This is a genomic window from Entomomonas moraniae (assembly GCF_003991975.1).
In the GTDB taxonomy this organism is placed as follows: domain Bacteria; phylum Pseudomonadota; class Gammaproteobacteria; order Pseudomonadales; family Pseudomonadaceae; genus Entomomonas; species Entomomonas moraniae.
The window spans coordinates 1,328,742-1,352,997 of sequence record NZ_CP029822.1 but is presented as its reverse complement, the minus strand read 5'-3'; the positions used below and the strand labels follow the sequence as shown (position 1 = coordinate 1,352,997).

At 37.6% G+C, this 24,256-nt stretch carries 24 protein-coding genes and 1 riboswitch; of the genes, 16 read left to right on the top strand and 8 right to left on the bottom strand.

The features are described 5' to 3' along the window. Positions 1–56: 56 nt before the first annotated feature. Positions 57–4,016: a trifunctional transcriptional regulator/proline dehydrogenase/L-glutamate gamma-semialdehyde dehydrogenase gene (gene putA, locus DM558_RS06480; protein ID WP_127162819.1), complete on the bottom strand. Its 3,960-nt coding sequence runs from the start codon at positions 4,014–4,016 to the stop codon at positions 57–59. A gap of 309 nt (positions 4,017–4,325) precedes the next feature. Here putA and putP point away from each other — a divergent pair, with 309 nt between their 5' ends. Continuing rightward, the gene (gene putP, locus DM558_RS06475) at positions 4,326–5,891 is read left to right on the top strand and encodes a sodium/proline symporter PutP (RefSeq protein WP_127162817.1); all 1,566 of its coding nucleotides are present in this window, start codon (positions 4,326–4,328) and stop codon (positions 5,889–5,891) included. 512 nt (positions 5,892–6,403) lie between these two features. Here putP and DM558_RS06470 read toward each other — a convergent pair. Together DM558_RS06470 and DM558_RS06465 are read right to left on the bottom strand one after the other, a co-directional pair. After that, positions 6,404–7,639: an amidohydrolase family protein gene (locus DM558_RS06470; RefSeq protein WP_228411834.1), complete on the bottom strand. Its 1,236-nt coding sequence runs from the start codon at positions 7,637–7,639 to the stop codon at positions 6,404–6,406. Between the two features lie 19 nt (positions 7,640–7,658). Beyond that, positions 7,659–9,008, bottom strand: a complete 1,350-nt coding sequence (locus tag DM558_RS06465) for a citrate transporter (RefSeq protein ID WP_127162816.1) — start codon at positions 9,006–9,008, stop codon at positions 7,659–7,661. A gap of 180 nt (positions 9,009–9,188) precedes the next feature. Between DM558_RS06465 and cynR the strand changes: the two genes are divergently transcribed. Then, positions 9,189–10,064 carry a transcriptional regulator CynR gene (gene cynR / locus DM558_RS06460; protein WP_323368280.1) on the top strand — a complete coding sequence of 292 codons (876 nt, stop codon included), beginning with the start codon at positions 9,189–9,191 and terminating at the stop codon, positions 10,062–10,064. Positions 10,065–10,336: 272 nt separating this feature from the next. On the opposite strand, the gene DM558_RS06455 is transcribed toward cynR, so the two are convergent. After that, positions 10,337–10,765, bottom strand: a complete 429-nt coding sequence (locus DM558_RS06455; protein ID WP_127162814.1) for a DUF4279 domain-containing protein — start codon at positions 10,763–10,765, stop codon at positions 10,337–10,339. Between the two features lie 8 nt (positions 10,766–10,773). Beyond that, positions 10,774–11,184, bottom strand: coding sequence for a DUF4279 domain-containing protein (locus tag DM558_RS06450; protein ID WP_127162812.1), 411 nt, complete (start codon positions 11,182–11,184; stop codon positions 10,774–10,776). Positions 11,185–11,330: 146 nt separating this feature from the next. Next, positions 11,331–11,501: riboswitch (cobalamin riboswitch) on the top strand. Between the two features lie 118 nt (positions 11,502–11,619). On the opposite strand from DM558_RS06450, the gene DM558_RS06445 reads away from it, so the two are divergent. The 10 genes from DM558_RS06445 to DM558_RS06400 are packed head-to-tail and all read left to right on the top strand — an operon-like array spanning position 11,620 to position 19,469. After that, positions 11,620–12,351 carry an energy-coupling factor ABC transporter permease gene (locus DM558_RS06445; protein ID WP_127162810.1) on the top strand — a complete coding sequence of 244 codons (732 nt, stop codon included), beginning with the start codon at positions 11,620–11,622 and terminating at the stop codon, positions 12,349–12,351. Continuing rightward, positions 12,348–12,638: an energy-coupling factor ABC transporter substrate-binding protein gene (locus tag DM558_RS06440; RefSeq protein WP_109702993.1), complete on the top strand. Its 291-nt coding sequence runs from the start codon at positions 12,348–12,350 to the stop codon at positions 12,636–12,638. The genes DM558_RS06445 and DM558_RS06440 overlap by 4 nt, the downstream gene beginning before the upstream one ends. Next, positions 12,625–13,302 (top strand): cobalt ECF transporter T component CbiQ, encoded by a 678-nt coding sequence (gene cbiQ / locus DM558_RS06435; RefSeq protein WP_127162808.1) that lies wholly within the window; start codon positions 12,625–12,627, stop codon positions 13,300–13,302. The genes DM558_RS06440 and cbiQ overlap by 14 nt, the downstream gene beginning before the upstream one ends. 14 nt (positions 13,303–13,316) lie before the next feature. Next, positions 13,317–14,108 (top strand): ATP-binding cassette domain-containing protein, encoded by a 792-nt coding sequence (locus tag DM558_RS06430; RefSeq protein WP_127162807.1) that lies wholly within the window; start codon positions 13,317–13,319, stop codon positions 14,106–14,108. A gap of 24 nt (positions 14,109–14,132) precedes the next feature. After that, positions 14,133–15,146, top strand: coding sequence for an aminotransferase class I/II-fold pyridoxal phosphate-dependent enzyme (locus tag DM558_RS06425; RefSeq protein ID WP_127162805.1), 1,014 nt, complete (start codon positions 14,133–14,135; stop codon positions 15,144–15,146). Beyond that, positions 15,139–15,651 carry a bifunctional adenosylcobinamide kinase/adenosylcobinamide-phosphate guanylyltransferase gene (gene cobU / locus DM558_RS06420; protein WP_127162803.1) on the top strand — a complete coding sequence of 171 codons (513 nt, stop codon included), beginning with the start codon at positions 15,139–15,141 and terminating at the stop codon, positions 15,649–15,651. Before DM558_RS06425 ends, cobU begins: the two co-directional genes overlap by 8 nt. A 3-nt stretch (positions 15,652–15,654) precedes the next feature. Continuing rightward, positions 15,655–16,698, top strand: coding sequence for a nicotinate-nucleotide--dimethylbenzimidazole phosphoribosyltransferase (cobT, locus tag DM558_RS06415; RefSeq protein ID WP_127162801.1), 1,044 nt, complete (start codon positions 15,655–15,657; stop codon positions 16,696–16,698). Continuing rightward, complete coding sequence (gene cobS / locus DM558_RS06410) at positions 16,692–17,450, top strand: adenosylcobinamide-GDP ribazoletransferase (protein ID WP_127162799.1); 759 nt, start codon at positions 16,692–16,694, stop codon at positions 17,448–17,450. Before cobT ends, cobS begins: the two co-directional genes overlap by 7 nt. Beyond that, the gene (cobC, locus tag DM558_RS06405; RefSeq protein WP_127162797.1) at positions 17,447–17,977 is read left to right on the top strand and encodes an alpha-ribazole phosphatase; all 531 of its coding nucleotides are present in this window, start codon (positions 17,447–17,449) and stop codon (positions 17,975–17,977) included. Before cobS ends, cobC begins: the two co-directional genes overlap by 4 nt. Before the next feature lie 13 nt (positions 17,978–17,990). Then, positions 17,991–19,469 carry a cobyric acid synthase gene (locus DM558_RS06400; protein ID WP_164731336.1) on the top strand — a complete coding sequence of 493 codons (1,479 nt, stop codon included), beginning with the start codon at positions 17,991–17,993 and terminating at the stop codon, positions 19,467–19,469. A 75-nt stretch (positions 19,470–19,544) separates the two neighbouring features. Here the strand turns inward: DM558_RS06400 and DM558_RS06395 are convergent, their stop codons facing one another. Beyond that, positions 19,545–19,796, bottom strand: a complete 252-nt coding sequence (locus DM558_RS06395; protein ID WP_109702986.1) for a hypothetical protein — start codon at positions 19,794–19,796, stop codon at positions 19,545–19,547. A gap of 389 nt (positions 19,797–20,185) precedes the next feature. Between DM558_RS06395 and yaaA the strand changes: the two genes are divergently transcribed. From yaaA to DM558_RS06375, 4 genes are all read left to right on the top strand, one after another. Beyond that, the gene (gene yaaA / locus DM558_RS06390; RefSeq protein WP_127162795.1) at positions 20,186–20,959 is read left to right on the top strand and encodes a peroxide stress protein YaaA; all 774 of its coding nucleotides are present in this window, start codon (positions 20,186–20,188) and stop codon (positions 20,957–20,959) included. A gap of 80 nt (positions 20,960–21,039) precedes the next feature. Continuing rightward, on the top strand, positions 21,040–21,579 hold the full coding sequence (locus DM558_RS06385; protein WP_109702984.1) for a DUF2058 domain-containing protein: 540 nt from the start codon (positions 21,040–21,042) through the stop codon (positions 21,577–21,579). Between the two features lie 30 nt (positions 21,580–21,609). Next, positions 21,610–22,227, top strand: coding sequence for a bifunctional phosphoserine phosphatase/homoserine phosphotransferase ThrH (gene thrH / locus DM558_RS06380; protein WP_127162794.1), 618 nt, complete (start codon positions 21,610–21,612; stop codon positions 22,225–22,227). A gap of 125 nt (positions 22,228–22,352) precedes the next feature. After that, positions 22,353–22,877 (top strand): hemerythrin domain-containing protein, encoded by a 525-nt coding sequence (locus tag DM558_RS06375; RefSeq protein WP_127162792.1) that lies wholly within the window; start codon positions 22,353–22,355, stop codon positions 22,875–22,877. A gap of 147 nt (positions 22,878–23,024) precedes the next feature. On the opposite strand, the gene DM558_RS06370 is transcribed toward DM558_RS06375, so the two are convergent. Next, positions 23,025–24,020, bottom strand: coding sequence for a tyrosine-type recombinase/integrase (locus DM558_RS06370; RefSeq protein ID WP_127162790.1), 996 nt, complete (start codon positions 24,018–24,020; stop codon positions 23,025–23,027). Continuing rightward, positions 23,977–24,219 (bottom strand): excisionase, encoded by a 243-nt coding sequence (locus DM558_RS16020; RefSeq protein ID WP_127162788.1) that lies wholly within the window; start codon positions 24,217–24,219, stop codon positions 23,977–23,979. The genes DM558_RS06370 and DM558_RS16020 overlap by 44 nt, the downstream gene beginning before the upstream one ends. Positions 24,220–24,256: the final 37 nt, after the last annotated feature.

The following is a 24,256-nucleotide window of genomic DNA, read 5'->3' as shown; positions in this document are numbered from 1 at the left end:
ATATTGTGTAGAGAGTTAATGCTGTTATGCGTATGCATAACAGCATTAATATAGCGTTAGCTAATAGTCATTAAGCTTGCATTACCTCCCGCAGCAGCAGTGTTTACGCTAATTGATCGTTCAATTGATAAGCGTTCTAGGGGGATGTTTGTACTACCTTGGCTTAAGCCGTGTACACTTGCAATAGCCCCTTCTTTACTAGCCACTTTGCGAGATACTTCAATCAATTGATCAGAGTCGCCATGATAGAGTACGGCATCGTAATGACTATTTTCTATTGCCCAGTCTTTAATACGTTTAATAGAGGTGAGTACTTTTTCAGGCAATGGTTTTGTTAATAGCTCTGCTACTGGATCGGCAATTATAGCTTTTGCGCCAATGGCTATAATGGCGGCAAGCTGTATTAATAAGTCTTGCTCATTGGTGGCTAGGCAGAGTATTTCTTTTCTTGCTTGTAGCTCATAAGTATCACGCTCACCTGTGGGGCCCGATAAAATACGTAGTGTACCTGATTGTGATTGTGCATAAAACTGTTTGGCTAGATCTGCAATATCAGTGATATTATTACTTTCTAACCAATGAGCAAATGTGTTCACTGTTTCTGATAAAGCTTCTTTACCAACATCCTCGTAGGGTAGATTAAGCTCATCATAACGTATTAGAGCGTCAAAGGCTGCATTATCAGGTTTTGTAGCTAATAACCGATATAGGTAAAGAGGGCCGCCAGCCTTAGGGCCTGTTCCTGAAAGTCCCTCGCCACCAAAAGGTTGAACGCCAACAACCGCACCTACAATATTGCGATTAACATAGATGTTGCCCACCTCAGCTTTCTTAATGACTTTTGAGATGGTTTCATCGATACGTGTGTGAATACCAAGGGTTAAACCATAGCCTAGCTCATTAATTTGTGTCAGTAAGTTATCTAAATCGTTGCGGTTATAGCGAATGACATGAAGTACTGGGCCAAAAATTTCTCGTTTAAGCTCTTTGAGTTGGTTAAGTTCAATGATAGTAGGTACCACGAATGTGCCTTGGCTAATTGTCTGGTTATTATAAATAGCAGCTTGATAAATTTTATTGCCCTTGACTCGCATATTTTCTATATGCTTATCAATATTCGCTTTAGCTTCATGATCAATAACGGGACCAATGTCAACAGAAAGTAGTTCAGGGTTTCCTAATTGATATTCATTCATTGCACCTTTAAGCATTTCTAAAGTTCGATCTGCGATATCTTCTTGGATACAAAGCACTCGTAACGCTGAGCAACGTTGCCCAGCACTATCAAAAGCGGAGGCAAGCACATCTATCACGACTTGTTCAACGAGGGCAGAGGAATCGACAATCATTGCATTTTGTCCGCCAGTTTCCGCGATCAATGGTATAACGTGACCATGCTCGTCTAAGCGCCCTGCAATGCTCTTGTTGATAATTTTGGCTACATCGGTAGAGCCTGTGAACATAATACCTTTGACACGTGGATCTGCTGTTAATTTAGCACCTACTGTTTCACCAGTTCCTGGTAATAATTGTAATACTCCTTTTGGAATACCTGCTGCTAGCATTATGCGAATAGCTTGAGCAGCAATCAGTGGTGTTTGCTCAGCAGGTTTAGCGATAACGGTGTTGCCAGCAGCTAGTGCCGCAGCAACTTGCCCCGTAAATATGGCCATAGGGAAGTTCCAAGGACTAATACACACAATAGTTCCTAAGGGACGGTGTGTAGCATTTGCGAAATTATCTTTTACTTGTTCAGCATAGTAACGAAGAAAATCGATGGCTTCTCTGACTTCAGCAATTGCATTGCTATATGTTTTACCCGCTTCTCGAACTATAATACCAATAAGTGTTTGCATGTTCAGCTCATATTGGTCGGCTATTCGCTCTAAAATAGACGCTCGTTCAATAGATGGGGTTGCTTGCCAAATAGGGAAAGCAGATTCTGCACAGGTTAGTGCAACTTCCACATCTTGTTCGCAGGCTTCGTATACTTGCCCAACGACATCATGGTTATTGGCAGGGTTTAAGATTGGTTGTGAGTTACCTAAAGTAACATCTGACCCTAAAATAGGGGAGGCTACCCACTGCTCAGTAACACTATTAAGTAGTGCACTTGAAAGTGAGGCTAGACGGTTTTCATTGGATAAATCAATCCCTTTTGAGTTAGTACGACTGTTTCCATATAAATTTTCTGGGAGCGAAATACGAGGATGTGGCAGTCCCATTTTGCCTTCTTGTTCGGTTAATTTTTCAATTGTTTGAACTGGGTCTTCAATAAGCTCATTAATAGAAATATTTTGATCAGCTACGCGGTTAACAAATGATGTGTTTGCACCATTTTCTAGCAGACGTCGTACCAAATAAGCGAGTAGTGTTTCATGAGTGCCTACAGGAGCATATATACGACAGGGTCTGTTGTATTTGCCTTCTGATATTTTACCTACAATTTGCTCATAAAGCGGTTCACCCATGCCATGTAGGCATTGGAATTCATATTGACCAGGATAGTAATTTTTACCTGCAATATGATAAATAGCAGACAGCGTGTGGGCATTGTGAGTTGCAAATTGAGGGAAAATCACTTCAGGTACAGCAAGTAGTTTACGCGCACAAGCTAAGTAGGAAATATCGGTGTAGCATTTTCTGGTATAAACTGGGTAACCTTCTAGTCCTAATTCTTGGGCGCGTTTTATTTCGCTGTCCCAATAGGCACCTTTCACTAAACGAATCATAAGACGATGACGGCTACGACGTGCTAAATCAATCACATAGTCAATCACGTAAGGACAGCGCTTTTGATAGGCTTGAATGACAAAACCTATTCCATTCCAACCCACTAGACTAGTGTCAAAGCATAGTTTTTCAAGAAGTTCGAGAGATAACTCTAAGCGATCGGCTTCTTCAGCATCAATATTAATGCCTACATCGTATTGTTTGGCTAGTAACGTTAATGAAAGTAGTTTTGGATAAAGTTCATTCATTACACGATCATATTGAGCGCGGCTATAGCGAGGATGTAGGGCTGATAATTTTATAGAGATTCCTGGTCCCTCATAGATGCCTCTACCATTAGAGGCTTTCCCTATAGCATGGATAGATTGCTCGTAAGATATAAAGTAATCATCCGCATCTTTTTTAGTAAGAGCTGCCTCGCCCAGCATATCGTATGAATATCTAAAACCTTTAGCTTCGAATTTAGAAGCATTAGCTAACGCTTCTCCAATGGTTTCACCCGTTACAAATTGTTCTCCCATCATTCGCATAGCCATATCCACACCTTTGCGGATTAGTGGTTCCCCACTTTTTCCAATAATTCGATTGAGTGAGCTTGTTAGTTTAGTTTCATTATGGGTAGATGTTAGCCTACCTGTTATCAATAATCCCCATGTAGCAGCATTGACAAACATAGATTGACTTTTCCCTAAATGGGGTTGCCAATTACCTTTGCTGATCTTATCCCTAATTAGTGCATCACGTGTGCTTTTATCAGGGATACGGAGAAGTGCCTCGGCTAAGCACATGAGGGCTACACCTTCTTGAGATGAAAGTGAGAACTCTTGTAACAACCCCTGCACCAAACCGGCGCGACCAGAAGCTGTTTTTTGATTTCTTAATTTATTGGCAATATCAAATGCCATGGTATGTACTGATTTTGAGTCATCTTCTGAAAAACGTGTTTGTTCGAGTAAAAGAGGGATGATCTCAGGCTCAGGGCGGCGATAAGCTGCGGTGATTGAAGCGGTCAACAGTGATTGCGAGTGAATATTTTCAGCAAACTCTAAAAAGGGTTGTAATACGTTTTTAATTGTTGATGTAGGAAGTTCATCATCAATTTCAGCAGATGCATGAATACCTAGTAACTCGTCGATAGAAGCACCTTGTTCTATTTTTTCTAAATAACTAAAAATAGCTTGTTTAATTAGCCAATGTGGTGTTCTATCAATACGCTTTGCAGCCTCTTTCAATCGTTGGCGAGCGTTATCATCTAATTTGACACCTAAAGTTGTTGAAGCCATATAAAACCCCATAAAAGAAAGAACTAGCTTGTTGTTATGTTATTTACTGGGTATGTTACTTTTACTTAGCGTAAACACATTCAAAAATATTATTCAATTTTCATGCCAAAAGGTGCAACCTCATTTTTTATTGGTTGCACCTTTATTTGGCATTTTTTTTGCTTTAAAAAATATGAGTTTTTAAATTCATAGCACAAGGTGTATTTAAATAATAACTATTTGCCTAAATGCCTTGAAAAGTTTACTTAGACTAAGGTGCAACCCTCATATGAGGTGAGCGTTTACAATAAAATCAGGAGTAGAACCTGTATGTCAGCAAACTATCAAACAACAGTTACTTTTGTACTGTATATAATTTTAATGATTTTGATAGGCCTTTATGCTTATCGATCAACAAAAAATTTTGATGATTATATTTTAGGGGGAAGGAGTTTAGGTAGTTTAGTAACAGCGCTGTCAGCTGGTGCATCCGATATGAGTGGCTGGCTTCTAATGGGTTTGCCTGGTGCTATTTATTTATCGGGTTTGTCTGAAGTTTGGATTGCTATAGGTCTTACGCTTGGTGCTTGGCTAAATTGGTTATTAGTGGCTGGACGATTGCGGGTACATACTGAATATAATGATAATGCATTGACATTACCTGATTATTTTACTTCACGTTTTGATGATCATACGCGACTACTTCGTATTTTTTCCGCATTGGTTATTTTGATTTTCTTTACCCTATACTGCGCTTCAGGCATTGTGGCAGGAGCTCGACTATTTGAAAGTATTTTTGATTTAACACCTTTTGCAAATAATGTGAATAATTTTTTAGGCATAAGCCTTACGGCTTATCATATAGCGATGTTCTTAGGTGCAGTAGCTACTATTATTTATGTGTGTATTGGTGGCTTTTTAGCGGTTAGCTGGACCGATACTGTACAAGCATCTTTAATGCTGTTTGCTTTAATACTTACTCCTGTATTTGTAATTATTTCATTGTCAGATTGGAACACAACAGTTATTACAATTGAGAAAACGCGGCAAAATATTGATGTATTTAATTTGTTTGCAGTTAAAGGCGAGACAGCATTAATTAAATTTATAGCTATTATCTCTTTGGTAGCCTGGGGGTTAGGTTATTTTGGGCAACCACACATTTTAGTGCGTTTTATGGCGGCTGACTCAGTTAAAAGTATGCCCAATGCACGGCGTATTGGCATGATATGGATGATCCTTTGTTTGTTGGGCGCTGTATCTGCAGGTTTCTTTGGTATTGCTTATTTTGCTAATTACCCTGATTCACTAGGCGCAACTATTGTTAATAAAAACTCAGAGTATGTTTTTATTGAGCTAAGTAAAGCGCTTTTTAATCCTTGGGTAGTAGGTGTTATTTTATCTGGTATTTTAGCTGCTGTAATGAGCACCTTAAGTTGCCAGTTACTCGTTTGCTCCAGTGCTTTAACCGAGGATTTTTATAAGCCATTTTTCCGCAAAAATGCCTCTCAGCGAGAATTAGTCTGGGTTGGGCGAGCGATGGTACTTATTGTTGCGGCATTAGCTATTTTCTTATCACGTGATCCTAACTCAAGAGTATTGGGAATGGTAAGTTATGCATGGGCTGGTTTTGGTGCGGCTTTTGGACCTGTTATTTTATTATCTTTATTCTATCGTCAGATGACTAAAGAGGGAGCATTAGTTGGGATGATTCTTGGTGCTCTCACTGTATTGGTATGGAAACAGTATGAGTGGTTTAATTTATATGAGATTGTCCCAGGTTTTGTTTTAAATATGCTTGCGATTTTTGTTGTTAGCAGTGTTACTAAGCCAACACAGAAAGTACTAGATACATTTGATCAAGCGAGTAAAGAGTATACAGCGCTCACCAATTAATTAGTTTTTCCTATACTTGTACATTGTTTTTACAATGTACAAGTCATTAACTTTCTTATGATACTTTAGTTTTATTCCCAATGAGATAGACTAAGTCTATTGAAATTCAAGATTAGTTTCTTTAGTTATTTTATTTTGTAAGTTGGATAGATTTATCCTCCGCTAAACAATCACTACAGCAATTAAAAAGATAATATGCATGGCGCCCACCCTAGCTAAGTTCATAACCTGAAAATGTATAAATCATGCCTTGCATATTGATGCCAAAGTGTTCTAATAAGACAACAGGTATTGGATTAGATGAGTATGTTGTTAATATTATAGTTATTATATTTTTATTTATTAGATTATCTTAGAACGTTATATTACGGTCCGCGATTCAGCCTAATAAAAGATCGATAAATATTCGACTGAAAGCTACTATTTATCGATCTAACTGTAACTTAATAAATACTTAGTAAAGTTGATTTAATGATTACTCTAATTAAAAGTTTTATTGTTCTCTTGATTATCTAAAATTTTAGTTGTTGATTTACTTCTGTTTCTGCAACAACCCTTCCTCGTTTAAATACTTTTAGCGGTGCTGGAATATCTAAAATTACTGAGGATATTTTATCTGTGTTCAGCAAAACCAAATCAGCATCTTTACCCACCTCTAAACCATAATTTTTAAGTCCTAATGCTTTAGCAGGATTAGTTGTTAGCATTGGTAAAATAGTTAATTGATCATCAGCCCCACCTAAATGAGCAGCCGGAATCGCTAACATGGAAATATGTAATAAGTTGCCTGTTCCATATGGAGTAAAAGCATTACGAATATTATTGGTTGCTAAGCAAACATTAACACCTGCATCACGCAAAGCTCTAACAGGTGTTAAGGTACGACGAACATTGTAGGTATCATTACGTGCGCCGAGATGAAGGTCTGTTGCAGGTAGGCACATGACGCTAATATCAGCCTCTTTAATTAGCTGGATAATTTCGTTACGGCGATCGGGCTCTAATGCCGCCAAGCTAGTTAAATGTCCTACACTCACGCGTCCTTGCCAACCCATCTCAATCGTTTTTTTGGCTACATAATCAATAGATATCTTATCGGCATTATCAGCAAAGTCTTGATGCAAATCGATGTCTTTATCATATTTTTTAGCCAAGTTAAATACAAAGTCAATATGTTCTTTTGCATCACGGTCATTGTATGGGATGCCTCCTACGACATCAGCTCCCTTTTCCATAGCCTCGACCATCATTGCTTCTGTGCCTGGATATTTAAAAATTCCTTCTTGTGGAAAAGCAACCACTTGAATTGAAATGACATCTTTAAATTCTTCACGAAGCTTTAAAACAGCATCAAAACCTGTAAACCCTTGCCCAGGATCAAATTCAGCATGTGCCCTGACATGCGTTGAACCATTTTGCACTAATAAACGAATCACTTGACGAGAGCGCTCCATAATATCGTCATGCGTAAAGGTCGGCTTCAACTCAGCAGTCACCGCAATTGCTTCTTGAAGTGTGCCGGATCGATTAGCTTTTCGGTCCATCACGAATGCTTTTTCCAAGTGTAAGTGGCTCTCAACAAAACTTGGAATTAATATATGATTATTGCCTTGAATCTCAATGTCAGCTCTAGCTTCTATTTGCTCCTTAATTACAGTAATTTTACCATCAGTAATGGCTACATCTACAAGGGGCTTTGAGTCATCAATTCTAACGTTGCGAATAATTGTATCCATCTTATTGCTCATTATTTTAACTCCTAAAATGTTAAACAAAGGCTGAAATCATTAGTAATAACACAAGACAACCCAATATAAAGGGCATGTTGCCTTTAGAAACTTGAATGATTGGAATCCTAAAGCCAGCAGATAATGCTTGCATCGTGATATTAACAAGGCTTAGTTGACTACCGAAACCAACGCCTATTGCAACCATACCAATTTGTGCAGGAGTAAAACCTAGCACCACGGTGATTGGTAAAACCAGTGTTAAAATAGACCCTACATAAGCGCCTGCCGGTACGCCAATTAAGAATCCTATTAGGACAGCCACCGGAACGACTAATGCAGTAGGTGCTAAACTTACTACCGATGCGATAGTGGTGAATGCCCCTGTTTTTTCAATCACATAAATAAAGGTTAAAAATAACCCCACAGTGAACAGGCACTTTAAAATATAGTTAGAACCATTAACCATAGCCTTGACTGAGTCATCTAAAGATAAATCACTGCATAGATAAATAAGGAAGATAGTAATCACTGTGTACATTAATGGGCCAAACACAGCTGTTTTAACAAGACCACTTGAGATAAGTAGTTGATTAATAGTTGGTCCCATGATCACAGCAGTCAGTAAAAATATAGCGGGCAAGGTTAATTTCCAAAGCTCACCTCTCGTTTTTGAGCTAAATTTTTCATCTTCTTCTGCCTCAAAAATAACTTTCATTTTTAGTGTGCCAATAAATGCAATAGCAATCGCTATCCCCACGAACAATAGCCAATAAGGTTGCATGATGGCAACATATTCTGCAATGGGGGTTTTAGAGAGATCAGAAATAACGCTAGACTCTAAAGAAGCTGGCGAAGTGGTAAAAGAGGCGGCAGCCGCAATAGACATTCCTGCAATCACATAACGGTTTGCGCCTAATGCAACAAAGGCTAATGGAGCGATAACAATGGCACTACCCCCACCTATACCCGACATATAAGTCGCTGCCGCTTGTAAGATAACAATAAAAGCGGCCACGTATTCTAAACGACCACCGATAGCACGGCGTACTAAGGTAAGCGCAGCAGTATAGCCACCTGCCTGAAACACTGCTGTTGCAATGGCTGAGTTAATAATAGGAACCGTGTTCGATAACATCTTAGGCACGGTCTCCATCATAATTCCATTAGCACCTGAGAGGCCTATACCACCAATAATCATGGCCATTATGCCGCCAGCCAGCGCCGCCACTAACATATCAACTTGTAAAAAAAGAAGCGCTAAAATCAATAACAATGGTATAACGCTAACAATTTGATAAAAGAATGTATCTGGACTACTGTGCGCGAATAAAGCCAGTACATAACAGGCTAAAATCGCAGCAAATAATCCTACTGTTTTTCGACTCATACAACACTCCTTAGAATTTGATAAACTGACAGCACTTATCAGGTAATAATTGCTATACATCACATAATTACGTGTAAAACTTTTATTTCTTATAGTACTTATTCATAAGCATAGCTTTTTGCATTAATATGGTAAAAGTCTTATTTATTATGATAGCTATTCAAAAAACTTATGGGTAATATGATACATCTGCGTTATATTCATTACTTTTTAGCCGTTGCGGAGCACCAAAGTTTTACGCGCGCTGCTGAAGTGCTACATGTATCTCAACCTGCGCTCTCTCAGCATATTAAATCCTTAGAAGAAAGTCTGGGTGTATTACTGTTTGATCGAAGTAGTAAAAATATTCGTCTCACAGATGTAGGTGAAATTTATTTTCAATATGCACAACAAGCCTCTCATCTATTAAATGAAGGCCAGCGAGCCATTCATGATATTGAAGATCTTAGTAGAGGTTCTATACGTGTTGCAGTGACGCCCAGTTTCATTACCTACTTCATTGGCCCTTTAGTGGCTAAGTTATATGCTCAGCATCCTAACATCACCGTACAGGTTCAAGAATCACCACAAGATAAAATTGAAAAAATGTTATTAAATGATGAAATTGATATCGGCATTGGGTTTGATGAAGCAAATTCATCAGGAATTTCTACCGAAAAACTCTTAACAGAGAAGCTTACTTTAGTGGCTTCCGTAGACCATCCGTTGGTAAAGAAAGTCTCTATTACGCTAAAGCAGATTGAAGATGAAAATTTTGTCTTACTAAACCCTAAGTTTGCGACCCGTACACAAATTGATCATTATTTTCGTAAGTTAGGTTTACAGCTTAAAGTCCACATGGAGGTTGACTCTATTAATGCAATTATTGCCATTGTGCAACAAACCTCTCTCTTAACTGTTATCCCCAGTAATATACCCAATGCTTATAACAGGCTTGTTGTTATTCCCTTGCTAAAACAGCCTTTAGAGAGAACAGCAATACTCATGCGCCGTAAAGACTCATGGCAATCTACTGCCCTTAAAGCTTTTATCACTTATGCTAAAAACTTAGTGTAATAGATGAATGATTAAAAAAATCGTATTCTTTTAAGCGTCGTAAACTTAGGTTCACTAATAAAAAAGATATTAGAAGTGAGCACTCTACTAATCATAGCACTTAGTTTTCTAGATTCCTGAAATGGAAAAACAACCAATGATTGACAAATTAGCCTGTATAGTTAAAAAATACTTGGCTTGAGGGTGTAATTTCTATTGAAGCCAATGAGATGGCTCTTAAGTATTGGCAGTAAGAAGTTTACGGTGTTTATATTAAGCCTAGGATCAATTCATTAGATAATGTATTGATCAAACATAATTTTTGCATAAATATCGTTAATAAATGTCAGTGTTTTATGGTCAAAGCCTTTAGCAGGTTTTAACCCGCATTTGTCTTCATTTTTCATTTTAATGATTATTCGAAACTCATGGTTCGTATTATATTGTTTTTTTAGTGATCTAATGATTTCTTTTTTGTCTGCTAATAATGAAATGAGTTGGCTGAGCTGATCGTTAATATCATGTGAGATTTCCTCTGGTGTTTCTATTATCCAGCTAGTTGCATTAGCTTTTTCGTTGTCATTGTTGATTAATGGTTGATAGGGTTTAACGTTTGATGGTTGTAGTTCTAATAAATTACTTATAAGGGTTGTATTTAAATCATGGGTATAAATTAAAAAGCAAACTTTAACAGTGGCGGAGGTTGCGAAAGGATCTTCCATTAAGTTACCTACGAGTTAATATAAAAATCTATGTCTATTTCTGCCTGAATTGAGTTAATAAAGGCAATACTACTTGTTTCAAAATAAATACTGGGTATTTCGCTGTTTTCAACGTATACAAAAAATCCAAATATGAAATTAACATCATGTAACTGCTGTTTAATAGCTAATAATTTATCTTCTTTTCCTTTAAGTAACACTATTATCTGATTTAATGAATCGTTTATATCCATTGAATCTTTCCTTGTAGGGCCTAACTCCCAGCTCGTAAACGTGTATTTATGTGTATTGTTTTGACTTATTGTATTTCCTTTTATACGCGTTTTTGTGGGCTGAATATTTAGTTGTTGACTAATTAAATCTGTATCAAATCGATCAGCTGTAATACGAAAAGTTAAACCAATATTAGTTTTATCCATAGTTCTTCAGCTATATAGAATATTAGAGTATCACTTTAGCATAGAGAGTTATTTAAGGGTATGAGGTATTAAATTTAACCAACTCATTACCTACATCAATACTTCACCACTTTTATATTTACCCTTATATAAAAACAGCATAAACTCTTAACTAACGGTAATCAAACATAGCTTAATTGCTAGGAAGCAGGTGTGAATCCTGCGCAGCCCCCGCTGCTGTAAGGTGGACGAATCTGTCATGACCACTGAGGAAACTCGGGAAGGGACGGATGAGAATGAAGCCAAGCCAGAAGACCTGTTTGATTACCTAGGATACCTCCTTCGGTGGGAAGGGTAGTCTATCGATGAAATATTTCTCCCTTTTTTTATTTCATATGTATAGCCTTATTAACACCGAGTTAGGTGTATATGTCTCTGACAAATAAGGTTATTACGATGAAAATCAAGCTCAAGCCTTTGTCACTAGTAGCCGGGGCGGCATTACTGACTCTCTTTCCTCAACAAGCGTTTGCTATGCATATTATGGAAGGTTTTTTACCGCCTGTTTGGGCGGGTGCGTGGTGGCTTATTTATGTTCCTTTTTTGATTTTAGGGCTTTTTCAGCTAAAGAAAATTTCTGCAACGGGGACGGATAAAAAAATATTGTTAGCTTTGTGCGCGGCATTCGTATTCGTATTGTCTTCCTTAAAAATGCCTTCTGTTACGGGGAGTTGTTCTCATCCTACAGGGGTTGGCTTAGGGGTAGTCATGTTTGGCCCTTGGGTTATGGCTGTCTTAGGGGGAATCGTATTATTATTTCAAGCTTTATTTTTGGCGCATGGTGGGCTTACTACTCTGGGTGCCAATGGCATGTCGATGGCTGTGGGTGGTCCGGTTGTAGGTTATGCGATTTGGAGAATAGCTAATCGATTAAAAATTCGCAAAGATGTGGGTGTTTTTCTCTGTGCTTTTACAGCTGATATCGCGACGTATTTTATTACTTCTATTCAATTGGCTGGGGCCTTCCCCGATCCTCAATTTGGTTTTATGGCCTCAGCCGCTAAATTTATGGGTATTTTCTGTTTAACTCAAATACCAATTGCAATTGCTGAGGGCTTGTTAACAGTAATTGTTTATAACATTGTGGTTGATCGTAAGATTGCACCGGCGGAAGGATTTGTGAGATGAAAAAGAATTTAATACTGTTAGCGATAGTGATCGTGATGTGTTTAATCCCATTTTTTATGCCTACCAATAAGGGGGCTGAGTTCGGCGGTTCAGATGATCAAGCGGAAGGTGCTATTAGCCAAACACATCCTGATTATAAACCTTGGTTTTCTTCTTTCTTTGAACCTGCCAGTGGAGAGATAGAAAGTTTATTATTTACTTTGCAAGGCTCTTTGGGAACCGGCGTTATATGTTATATCTTAGGCTATTACCGTGGTAGAAGGCTAAAAGATAATGCTAGAGATTGATCATTATGCCTATCAAAGCCGCTGGCGCACAGTAAACCCTTTGTTTAAAGCGGCGGCTTATATTATTTTATTATTGATAGCGTTGTGTACTTTTTGGTGGTTACAGATTGTTATTTTATTGGTCTTAGCGCCTATTAGTTGTTATGTCACTCGCATCTCTTTGGGTAAATATTGTAAATGGATGATGGTTCCCTTTTCTTTTTTATTGGTCAGTATGCTGGGTATTTTAGTGTCATTTGCTTGGGAAGCTAACTCTTTATTGGTCAGCTTCCCCGTGGGTTCGCTTTATATCGGTATTAGTGCTGACTCATTGGCTGTTGCTCAGAACGCTTTCTTTCGTAGTCTCTCTTGTTTGGCGGTTACTTATTTATTTGTATTAACAACACCTTTTGATCAGTTGATTTATATTGGTAAAAAACTGCGCGTTCCCAATGTTTTGTTAGAGACTATTTTGTTGACTTACCGCTTTATTTTTATTTTTTTAGATGAAGTTGTGGCTATCAAGCGTGCCCAAACTTTACGTTTTGGTTATATCTCTATGGCAACGAGTTATCGGTCATTGGGGATGTTAATTACGATGTTATTTAGCCGAGTGTTAAGTCGTTATAGTCAAATGACAATAGCTTTAGAGACAAAGTTATTTAAGGGTGATTTTCACCTGTAGCTGTAGGTATTGATATGTTATTGACCAAGCGGATTAGTTTTAAATATGAGCAGAATAATCAATGGGTATTAGAGGATATTAGCTTAACATTAGCCGCTGGAAAGGTTACAGGGCTAATTGGTGCTAATGGTTCGGGTAAGTCGACATTGTTTATGCTGTTGTTAGGTATTTTGAAACCTAACACAGGTGAGGTCTGTTGGGATGGACAACCGTTAAGCTATCATAAAGAGGCACTTTATCAATTACGGCAAAACGTTTCTATTGTTTTTCAAGACCCCGATCAGCAGATATTTTATACCGATATTCGCAGTGATATTGCGTTTGCTTTGCGTAATTTAGGGATGGACGAAGAGGAAGTGTTACGTCGTGTTGATAATGCACTAACCCTTGTTGATGCTCAGCATTTTGCAGACCAGCCGATTCAATATTTAAGTTATGGGCAGAAAAAACGAGTCGCAATTGCAGGGGCGTTAGTTTTAGATGCACCCTGTATTTTATTAGATGAACCTACCGCTGGCCTAGATCCTCTCGGGCGTCAGCAGATTATTGAGATTTTACAACGCATAGTGGCTGAAGGTAAGCAAGTTGTTATCTCAAGCCATGATATTGATCTGATTTATCAGGTGTGTGATGAGGTATCGGTATTACATAAAGGCCGCTTGTTAACCTCGGGCGATACGCAACAAGTCTTTTTACAAACCGAGCTTATTAAACAGGCTGGGTTAGTCCAGCCTTGGTTAGTTCGTTTACATCTTGAGAAAGAGTTGCCACTTTACCGGCGTGAGCAAGACTTTTTAGGTAGTTAACCGTGTTGATGAGGTGAGTTACGTATGATAAATGGCCATGGTGATGATCGCTACCAATACCCAAAAATTACTGCTGATTTTAGTTCTAATGTTTATCATCAACTTGATTTATCTACTTTAAAGCAAGTACTCATTGAGCATCTTAGTGATATTCATCATTATCCTGAGCCTGATGCAGGCGCTATCAGGTGTTTATTAGCCGCTCGTTATGGTATTGATGAACAATGTATTGGCGTAACCAATGGTGCTACTGAAGCGATTTATTTAATAGCTCAAGCATTTCGAGGCAGTAAAACAACCATTGTTTCCCCTGTGTTTAGTGAGTACAGCGATGCTTGTCAAATTCATCAGCACCAAGTACAGCATGTTTTTGCACTACAAGAGATTCCGCCACAAACAGAACTTTGTTGGTTGTGTAGCCCTAATAATCCAACGGGTGACGTTTATACTGAGCAACAACTCTTCGCATTATTTGAAAATTACTCTCAGGTTGTTTTTGTGGTTGACCAATCTTATGCAGACTTTGCAATCAATGCAGAGTTACCGATAGAGAAGGTGTTGCAATATAACAATGTAATCATTTTACACTCAATGACCAAACAATACGCCATTCCAGGGTTGCGGTTAGGTTATTTTATGACTTGCCAATCGTTAGCGGCAAAAATTAATCATTTTCGTATGCCGTGGTCAGTGAATAGCGTAGCGATTGCAGCCGGACATTATTTGTTAAATCAATACAATAATTTGAAAATTGACCTTATTTTACTGCTACAGTATACCCAGCAGCTACAGCAGGAATTAGCTGTATTTAGAGCGCTAGAAGTATTACCCAGTTGTACTCATTATTTTTTGGTAAAACTACTTAATGGTCGCACAGCTGCCGAGCTTAAACATTACTTAGCTCATCAGCATCATTTATTAATTCGCGATGCGGCTAATTTTGTAGGGTTGGATACTCGTTATTTTCGAATAGCAACACAAACGCCAGAGCAAAATCAAGCCTTAGTGGCGGCGGTTGGGGAATGGTTACATGACTAAAATAATATTGGTTACAGGGGGGCAGCGCTCAGGTAAAAGTCTTTTTGCCGAGCAGTTAGCGTTAGCCGCGAGTGATCAGCCAATTTATATGGCAACCTCTCGGGTTTGGGATGCTGAGTATGAGCAACGAATTATTCTTCATCAGCGTAGACGAGAAGCAAACTGGTTCACCATTGAGGAAGACAAGCAGCTATCAAAGCACCTTGTAGAAGGGCATGTTGTGTTGGTTGATTGTGTAACGCTCTGGGCCACTAATTATTTTTTTGATTTAGATAGTCATATTGAACAAGCGCTACAAGCATTACAGCACGAGTTCGATTCGTTAACCAAGCAACAAGCGCAATTTATTTTTGTGACTAATGAAATAGGTTTGGGGGGAACTCCTGAAAATAAATTGCAGCGTCAATTCACCGATTTACTAGGGTGGTTAAATCAGTATATTGCAGAGCGAGCAGATGAGGTTTACTTCACTGTCTCAGGTATTCCAATGAAAATTAAGGGGTAATTAATGAGAAACTTTGTTATTCAAAAACCAGATACAGCCATTACCCCTTTATTACAAGCCAAGATTGATAGTTTGGCTAAGCCGAAAGGATCGCTCGGTTTATTAGAACAACTAGCATTACAAATAGGTACGATTCAGCAAAGCCTAACACCACAACTTAGTCACCCTTGTCATATTCTATTGGCGGCAGATCATGGTATTGCAGAGTCAGGGGTTAGTCCTTCGCCCAAAGCCATTACATGGCAACAAGCCCTTAACTTTGTCAACGGTGGCGGCGGGATTAATATTTTTACTCGTCAACATGGTTTTCAACTGATGGTGGTTGATGTGGGGGTTGACTATGATTTTGAAGAAAATACGGGGTTAATTGATCGTAAAATCAGTAAAGGAACGGCTAACTTTTTACATCAGGCGGCGATGAGTCATACACAAATGGAACAGGCAATCAATATTGGGATTAGCCTTGTTGATCAATGTCATCAAGCGGGATGTAATATTGTTTCTTTAGGAGAGTTAGGCATTGCCAATACGTCGCCGTCTTCTATTTGGATGAGCTATTTGACCGGTATTGATCTAAAACAGTGTGTTGGCGCTGGGTCTGGCTGGGCATCAGAAGGGACATTACGTAAATATCAGGTTCTCAAGCAAGCAGTAGAAAATTATCAAGGTGATGGCAGTGCTGAAGATATTATGCGTTATTTTGGTGGTTATGAAATGGTCGCTGCCGTAGGTGCTATGTTAAGAGCTGCTGAGTTGGGTATGATTATTTTAATTGATGGTTTTATCATGACTAACTGTTTACTTATGGCTAGCCAGTTTCAAGAAAATATTATGGATTATGCTATTTTTGGACATCAAGGTGAGGAAACAGGGCATAAATTACTCTTAGATCACATCGGAGTGAACGCATTATTGCAACTCCATTTTAGATTGGGCGAGGGAACAGGGGCTGTTTGTGCTTTTCCTTTAGTAGATTCTGCGGTACGAATGATTAATGAAATGAAAACCTTTCAAGGGGCGGATATTTCTCCGATCACAAAATGTTAGCCATAAAAGCAGTTATTATTTTCTACACACGGTTACCGTTTTTTAGGAACTGTATTCTCCCAGATGATTATTTTAAAAACATTGTCTATTATTGGTCGATGGCGGGGTGGTTAACGGCATCGGTGATGGCTGTAGTTTTGTATTTAAGTAATCTGATCTTGCCAATGAATGTGGCTGTCGTCTTGGCGCTGGCGAGCAGATTATTATTAACAGGCGCCTTTCATGAGGATGGTTTAGCCGATTTTTTTGATGGTTTTGGTGGTGGGCTGACTAAAGAACGTATTCTTGCGATTATGAAAGACAGCCATATGGGTTGTTATGGTGTGATTGGGTTAATTATTTACTATTTGCTGTTGTTTTCATTACTTAGCAGCTTAACTGTTGGGCTAGCCTGTATTGTTATTTTGGTTGCTGATCCCTTTTGTAAAGGATTGTCTTCATTTATTACCAGTCGCTTAACTTATGCCCGCACGGCTGAAAGCAGTAAGGTTAAAGTGGTTTATAATACGTTGCAAATCAAATATTTTCTTTGCGCAGTTAGTTTTGCATTAATTCCTTATTTTATTATTTTCGCTGTCATTTCCCCTTTATTTTATTTATCGGCTATTTTGCCCGTGGTTATGTTTTTTCTATTAACAGCTTTTATGAATCAGAAAATACAAGGTTATACAGGGGATTGTGCCGGTGCTTTATTTTTATTAACGGAGCTTTCTTTTTATTTAAGCTTTGTTGTGTTGGCGAGGATTGTATGAAACTTTATTTAATTCGCCATACGGCTGTTGATGTACCTCAGGGCGTTTGTTATGGCCAAACAGATGTTCCTCTGAAAGCTAGTTTTGAGCAGGAAGCTAAAGCCGTAGCTAAACAATTAAGCCTTATTAAGTTTGATGCTGTATTTACCAGCCCACTGACACGTTGCGTTAAGCTAGCGCATTACTGTGGATTTGCTGATGCCGTTATAGATGATCGCTTACAAGAGCTTAATTTCGGTGATTGGGAAATGCAGCCATGGGATGCGATACAAGATCCTCATTTAGATACGTGGTATAAAGATTATATTACGGTCAGAACAACAGGGGGCGAATCCTTTAATGATTTGCATCGTCGATTTTGTGATTTTATTGATGATTTACCTTGCGGCTTGGAGCAAGTGGCAATTTTCACCCATGGTGGAGTTATTAATAGTGCCCGTGTTTATAGCAAAGCAACAACACTCCAAACCATGTTTGATGAAACACCCCGTTATGGCTCAGTAACGGAATTAACTATTAATGAATGATAAGGCAACAGTGATGCAAAAACTTTCACCTTTGATGTTTATGGGAACTGGTAGCGATGTCGGCAAAAGCATTATTACCGCTGGGTTTTGTCGTATCTTTAAACAAGATGGTTATCACCCTGCGCCATTTAAAGCACAAAATATGGCTAATAATTCTTATGCAACACAAGAAGGTTTAGAAATAGGTCGAGCACAAGCAGTGCAGGCAGAGGCGGCTGGTGTTGCTTGCCATACGGATATGAATCCATTACTTTTAAAACCCTCATCAGATCATACTTGCCAAGTAGTATTAAATGGCAAACCCATTGGCAATCAAAATGCCTACCAATATTTTAGAACAGAGGGCAGGGAAGTATTAAGAAAGGAAGTAAATAGCGCGTTTGATCGCTTAGCTAGCCGTTATAACCCCGTTGTAATGGAAGGTGCAGGGAGTATTTCAGAGATCAATTTACGTGCAGTTGATCTAGTCAATATGCCTATGGCAATGCATGCTAATGCATCGGTTATCTTGGTTGCTGATATTGATCGCGGTGGTGTATTTGCCAGTGTTTATGGTTCTATTATGCTCTTAACAGAAGAAGAGCGACCTTATGTTAAGGGTATTTTAATTAATAAATTTCGTGGTGATATCAGGCTTTTTGAACCGGGTATTAAAATGCTCGAAGACTTATGCGGTATTCCTGTTGTGGGGGTGGTTCCTTATTATAAGGATATTCATATTGAAGAAGAGGATTCTGTAGCACTGCATACCAAGCAAATTCAAGCAAGCCATGGTAAAGTTAATGTAGTAGTCGTGTTATTAAGGCACCTATCAAACTTCACCGATTTTAATCGCTTGGAGCAAGACCCACGGGTTCATCTATATTACAGCAGCAATGTGGATGAAATCGCTCAAGCAGATATTATCTTAATCCCTGGTAGTAAAAGCACTTTAGACGATCTCTATGAATTGCGTCGTAATGGTGTGGCGCAAAGTATTCTATCCGCGCATCGAAGTGGTGCTACCGTGGTGGGCATTTGTGGTGGTTATCAAATGATGGGGCAAGAGATTTGTGATCCTGATCATGTAGAAGGTTCTATTGAGCGTTTACCAGGGTTAGGATTATTACCAGTTTCTACTCAAATGCTAGGCGAGAAGGTCACGCGTCAAGTTAAGTTTAAATTCTTAGACGGCAGTTCATGGTGTGACGGCTATGAAATTCATATGGGAGTAACAACGCCTGTTGAGGGGTACCAAGAGTCGCCAATTAACTACTTACAAACAGGTACAAAAGATGGCTATAAAGCCAGTGATAACTGCTTTGGTACTTATATTCATGGTATTTTAGATAATGCAGAGGTGATAGATTATCTATTAAAACCCTATGCAAGTAAGTTGACTGAAACTACTTTTGATTATGCAGCCTTCAAAGAACAACAATACGATAAGTTAGCTGATCATCTTAGACAATATGTAAATATTGAGCAGGTTTATAGTTTGATTAAGCAATAGAAATCAGGTTAAAAAGATACTTGTAGAGAGGAGAGTTATAAAAAAGGCTGTATATATACAGCCTTTCTATTACCACTAGTATTGAGGACCAATCACAGGGCAAGAAATTCTCTTAGGAACAACCTTGCTAAATTGTGCTAAAACATAATTGAATTTAAGTTTTTGATAAGTACAGATCTTCAATCCATAGGCAGTTTCTGCTTCACCAACTAAAACAATTTTGATTGGATTATAGCCATATCTTGCATTGCTATTATTATCTACATTGTTTGCTGAAACTTGAGTTGACAATAGTCCTACAGTCATAATTAAAAGTAATTTTTTCATTACCTTATCTCCTTGATTACTAAAAAACAGCCTTAATAGTTGTTTAAGACTGACTGCTATTGTATAGGCAATCTATACGAATGAAAGTAAGACCTTAGTTGGTTTTATAAAAAATATATGTGTTTCCTTATTTTTATAGGTCTATAAATAAGTATATCTATTTTTATGGTTGGCTTTAGTATAGTAAATACTATTATTTTATGCTGGATACATTACTTAATTATGTTTGTTAGCTAATGACTTAATATTAAAATAAGACAATATTTTAACGAGAAATCGGTTGATTGTGATTGTTGTGGACTGCATAATCATTGACAATATTTTATTGTTGCACCAGTATTAATTTATGATTGGTTATAAATACCAAAATCATGGGAGTATTTAGATTTATGTTGATGGTCATTTCTCCAGCTAAAACATTGGACTATACGAGTGTTGTTGATGTTAAAGAGTATACTGAACCTGCTTATACAAAGCATTCAGAACAGTTAATTAAGCAACTTAAAAAACTTTCTGTACAAGAAGTGGCTAGCTTAATGAGCATTTCAGATAAGTTAGCGGCGCTGAATGTCGCTCGTTTTGCTGAGTGGACACCTAATTTTAACCAAGATAATGCACGACAAGCCATTTTAGCTTTTAAAGGTGATGTTTATACAGGGTTAGCCGTTGAGGATTTTACACAGAAAGACTTTGCTTTTGCGCAACAACATTTACGTATTTTGTCTGGGCTTTATGGCATATTACGACCATTAGATTTGATGCAACCCTATCGATTAGAAATGGGCACTAAGTTCGCGAATAGTAAAGGTAAGAATCTTTATGAGTTTTGGGGGAATGAAATTACGCAATGGCTCAACAAGGCAATTGCCGAGCAGGGCGATAAGGTATTACTTAATTTAGCCTCTAATGAGTATTTTAAATCAGTTAAGCCTAATTTATTAGACGCTGATATTATTGATGTTGATTTTAAAGATTTTAAATCAGGACAATATAAAATTATAAGTTTTTATGCAAAAAAGGCGCGGGGTATGATGGCGCGCTATGTGATCAAAAACCAATTAAAAACGATAGATCAAGTCAAAGCATTTGATTGTGAAGGGTATTATTTTTCAGAAAAGCATTCAAGTGATCAAAAACTCGTTTTTTTAAGAGATGAACAGTAAATATTTTGTTTTTGAATAAGCTACAGTAGAATAGTAGCCTTTTATTATTTAACGTAACCTACACTAAAGAGTTTGTTTTTATGAGTATGTCACTGCGCGATCAGTTACTGAAAGCTGGTTTGGTCAATGAAAAGCAAGTCAAACAGGCTGCAAAGCAAAAGCAAAAAGAAACAAAATTGCAGAATAAAGGCTTGCTGGATAAAGATACTTCACAGCAACAAGCGATTAAAGAGACCCTTCTTCAAAAGCAAGTAAAAGATCAAGAACTAAACCAGCAGCAAGAAGAAAAGAAACGTCGTAAAGCAATTGCAGCAGAAATAAAGCAGCTTATTGTTAATGCGCGGTTACCTCGTCTTGATACAGAAGATTATTATAATTTTGTTGACCATAAAAAAGTAAAACGAATCGCTGTTAATGAAGTGATTCGTGATAAATTAGTAAAGGGCAGTTTAGCGATTGTCAGTTTTGAAGGGTATTATGAAGTTGTTCCCCGTGATGTGGCGCTGAAAATAAAAGAACGCAACGAACAGCGCATTGTTGTATTAAACGAACAGAAAAAAGAAGCGGATGAAGATGATCCTTATAAGGATTATGCTGTTCCAGACGATTTGATGTGGTAAATATTATTAATTTTTATTGAGGAAATAACAGTGGAAATTGCTTGCTTAGATCTTGAGGGTGTATTAATCCCTGAAATTTGGGTTGCCTTTGCAGAGAAAACGGGGATTAAGGAGTTAAAAGCTACAACTCGAGATATTCCAGATTATGATGTTTTAATGAAACAGCGTTTACGTATTTTAGATGAACATGGCTTAAAGCTTAAAGATATTCAGGAAGTTATTGCAACCTTAAAACCTTTAGATGGTGCTATTGAGTTTGTTGATTGGTTGCGTGAGCGTTTCCAAGTGGTTATTCTTTCCGATACGTTTTATCAATTTGCTCGTCCTTTAGTGCGCCAGTTGGGTTCTCCTACATTATTGTGCCATAATTTAGTGATCGATGATCAAGATTGCGTAGTGGATTACCAAATTCGACAAAAAGATCCTAAACGTCAATCAATCATTGCGTTTAAAAGTCTCTATTATCGCTGTATTGCAACGGGTGACTCCTATAATGATACCGCAATGCTTGAAGAAGCTCATGCAGGTATACTCTTTCATGCACCTGCGCATGTAATAAAAGAGTTTCCTCAATATCCTGCCGTACATACCTATGAAGATTTAAAGAAAGAGTTTATTAAAGCTTCAAACCGTAAACTTGTCTTATAAGCACAGAATAACGATTAGTTACTTGTAATTAGTCGTTATACGTAACTGACATACAAGATGAAACCCAGATGATTAGTATTTAATATTAATCACTATAGATAATTTATTTGCAATACGAAGATACAATGATTTTACAACGATTTTTCTCACTACTTAAACGTAACACTCAAGAGAACCCAACTCCAACCAATTCTCCTACGCCTAATAAACAAGTTGGTGGTGCTGGAAGCTACAAACCAGAGCTAGTTGCTACTTTGAAAGATGACCATCAAATTCTTTTTAATATTGTCAGCCGAATCCAAAAGGCCGTAGATAATAAAAATTGGAGCACTGTTACAAAAGAGCTACAAATTTTTCGTGAAAAAATATATGCTCACCTACTGATAGAGAATATAGATCTCTATATCTATTTACAACGATCATTAGCAGATGACCCAGTAAATTTGAAGATGATGCGTGAGCTTCAAAAAGAAATGAGTGGTATCAGCACGGCAGTTGTTAACTTTTTATCAAAGTATAAAACGTTAGAGAAAGAGGCCAATTTACAAGAAGAATTTCCCTCAGAGTTTAATGATGTTTGTGATGTATTAGTGAGACGCATTAAATGCGAGGAAAGAGTACTTTACCCCATGTATGTGTCAGTGAGTTAATAGCTTTTAACATTTCATTATACAGATAAAAATCTACTTATATTTCTAATCGCTTTATGGATATTTTGGTTAGAAATATACCTTGGCTAATAAGCTTCTTAAAATCAATAGGTTATGTATTGAAGTTCATAATAACTCATTATAAGCTCATAACTGCACAAAAGAATTATTGCGATTATCCAGGTACTTATCAGTCATCAGCATAGATTTATGTCCTAGTAGTTTTTTAGCAAATTCTGCCCCTTTCTCACTTTCGTATAGCCTTGCTGATAAACTTCTTATTTCATGGTAAGTTGGTTTGTTTTCTATTACTGGTAACGATTTATCAAATATTCTTCTCAAGGTAGCTTGAGATGTATTACAAATTAACTCAGAATCATTTTTAAGTAATTCTAAAATACTTCTAAGATCAATATTGATAGCTTCTAGTCTTAATGATAGAGGTATGGCTATTCTTGCCCCTGTTTTAGATTGTTCTATATAAAGCCTATCCTCTTTTATATCCTCCCATTTAAGGAGTGTTATATCTCCTATTCTTTGTCCAGTTAAAAGGGATAGCATGAACATATAACCATATTTTTTTGGAGCATTTTCAAGGGCGGTTTTAAATTGATCTAACTCTAGTCTTGAGCGCATTACTTTTGTTTTTGGTGGTTTTGTTATTGTGACAGGATTATTGTTTGCTAATCCAGCGGCGATTGCCTCATTAAAGGCATCTGATAGAGTAGTGCGAAGCAATTTAGCCATTGATGGACTACGATAGTTATTTATAAAGCTTGCTATTTCCTTTGCTGTCAGCTCATTGATATTGCTATCAGCTAGATTAGCTTTAAGGATTGAGATTTTAGTTTTATAATCTCTCAAACTATTTTTTCTTAAGCCTCGCTTATTAACTATTTCATGATACCTGTCTAGCCACTCATGAAGAGTAACAACTTGGATATTGTTAATACGGTCTAATAAAGAAATGGTGGGTTTTAATATAGCTAGATTGGCTTGTATTGCTTCGGTCACTGCTAAAGATTTATTCTTGCCTAACGAATATTCTTTTTTATCTCTTATATCTCTGTAGTAGTAAATCCCTTTTCTTAGGTATAAATTAGGCGGTAAATCTTTTGTTTTTGCTCCTCTCTTTCTGCTCATTTATCCGCCTCATTAATGTGTTAGGGTTATTTATAGCTTCTTTATTTAATAGAATTGCTTCACTATCTACTTCGTACTCTCGTCCGATTTTTACGGGAGCAGGGTATATTTTACCGTCTTGGATATAACGCGATAACTGCCGAGTCGATCTTGGCCTCGCAAAATATTTTTTATTCCATTCTTTGAGAGTTACCCTCATACATCACCTCTTTTCAAATCCTCGTTAAGCAGCTTAA

Excerpts from the sequence above, each read along its gene's own strand:
- putA (WP_127162819.1), bottom strand. The coding sequence starts at position 4,016 with ATGGCTTCAACAACTTTAGGTGTCAAATTAGATGATAACGCTCGCCAA.
- putP (WP_127162817.1), top strand. The coding sequence starts at position 4,326 with ATGTCAGCAAACTATCAAACAACAGTTACTTTTGTACTGTATATAATT.
- DM558_RS06470 (WP_228411834.1), bottom strand. The coding sequence starts at position 7,639 with ATGAGCAATAAGATGGATACAATTATTCGCAACGTTAGAATTGATGAC.
- DM558_RS06465 (WP_127162816.1), bottom strand. The coding sequence starts at position 9,008 with ATGAGTCGAAAAACAGTAGGATTATTTGCTGCGATTTTAGCCTGTTAT.
- cynR (WP_323368280.1), top strand. The coding sequence starts at position 9,189 with ATGATACATCTGCGTTATATTCATTACTTTTTAGCCGTTGCGGAGCAC.
- DM558_RS06455 (WP_127162814.1), bottom strand. The coding sequence starts at position 10,765 with ATGGAAGATCCTTTCGCAACCTCCGCCACTGTTAAAGTTTGCTTTTTA.
- DM558_RS06450 (WP_127162812.1), bottom strand. The coding sequence starts at position 11,184 with ATGGATAAAACTAATATTGGTTTAACTTTTCGTATTACAGCTGATCGA.
- DM558_RS06445 (WP_127162810.1), top strand. The coding sequence starts at position 11,620 with ATGAAAATCAAGCTCAAGCCTTTGTCACTAGTAGCCGGGGCGGCATTA.
- DM558_RS06440 (WP_109702993.1), top strand. The coding sequence starts at position 12,348 with ATGAAAAAGAATTTAATACTGTTAGCGATAGTGATCGTGATGTGTTTA.
- cbiQ (WP_127162808.1), top strand. The coding sequence starts at position 12,625 with ATGCTAGAGATTGATCATTATGCCTATCAAAGCCGCTGGCGCACAGTA.
- DM558_RS06430 (WP_127162807.1), top strand. The coding sequence starts at position 13,317 with ATGTTATTGACCAAGCGGATTAGTTTTAAATATGAGCAGAATAATCAA.
- DM558_RS06425 (WP_127162805.1), top strand. The coding sequence starts at position 14,133 with ATGATAAATGGCCATGGTGATGATCGCTACCAATACCCAAAAATTACT.
- cobU (WP_127162803.1), top strand. The coding sequence starts at position 15,139 with ATGACTAAAATAATATTGGTTACAGGGGGGCAGCGCTCAGGTAAAAGT.
- cobT (WP_127162801.1), top strand. The coding sequence starts at position 15,655 with ATGAGAAACTTTGTTATTCAAAAACCAGATACAGCCATTACCCCTTTA.
- cobS (WP_127162799.1), top strand. The coding sequence starts at position 16,692 with ATGTTAGCCATAAAAGCAGTTATTATTTTCTACACACGGTTACCGTTT.
- cobC (WP_127162797.1), top strand. The coding sequence starts at position 17,447 with ATGAAACTTTATTTAATTCGCCATACGGCTGTTGATGTACCTCAGGGC.
- DM558_RS06400 (WP_164731336.1), top strand. The coding sequence starts at position 17,991 with ATGCAAAAACTTTCACCTTTGATGTTTATGGGAACTGGTAGCGATGTC.
- DM558_RS06395 (WP_109702986.1), bottom strand. The coding sequence starts at position 19,796 with ATGAAAAAATTACTTTTAATTATGACTGTAGGACTATTGTCAACTCAA.
- yaaA (WP_127162795.1), top strand. The coding sequence starts at position 20,186 with ATGTTGATGGTCATTTCTCCAGCTAAAACATTGGACTATACGAGTGTT.
- DM558_RS06385 (WP_109702984.1), top strand. The coding sequence starts at position 21,040 with ATGAGTATGTCACTGCGCGATCAGTTACTGAAAGCTGGTTTGGTCAAT.
- DM558_RS06375 (WP_127162792.1), top strand. The coding sequence starts at position 22,353 with ATGATTTTACAACGATTTTTCTCACTACTTAAACGTAACACTCAAGAG.
- DM558_RS06370 (WP_127162790.1), bottom strand. The coding sequence starts at position 24,020 with ATGAGCAGAAAGAGAGGAGCAAAAACAAAAGATTTACCGCCTAATTTA.
- DM558_RS16020 (WP_127162788.1), bottom strand. The coding sequence starts at position 24,219 with ATGAGGGTAACTCTCAAAGAATGGAATAAAAAATATTTTGCGAGGCCA.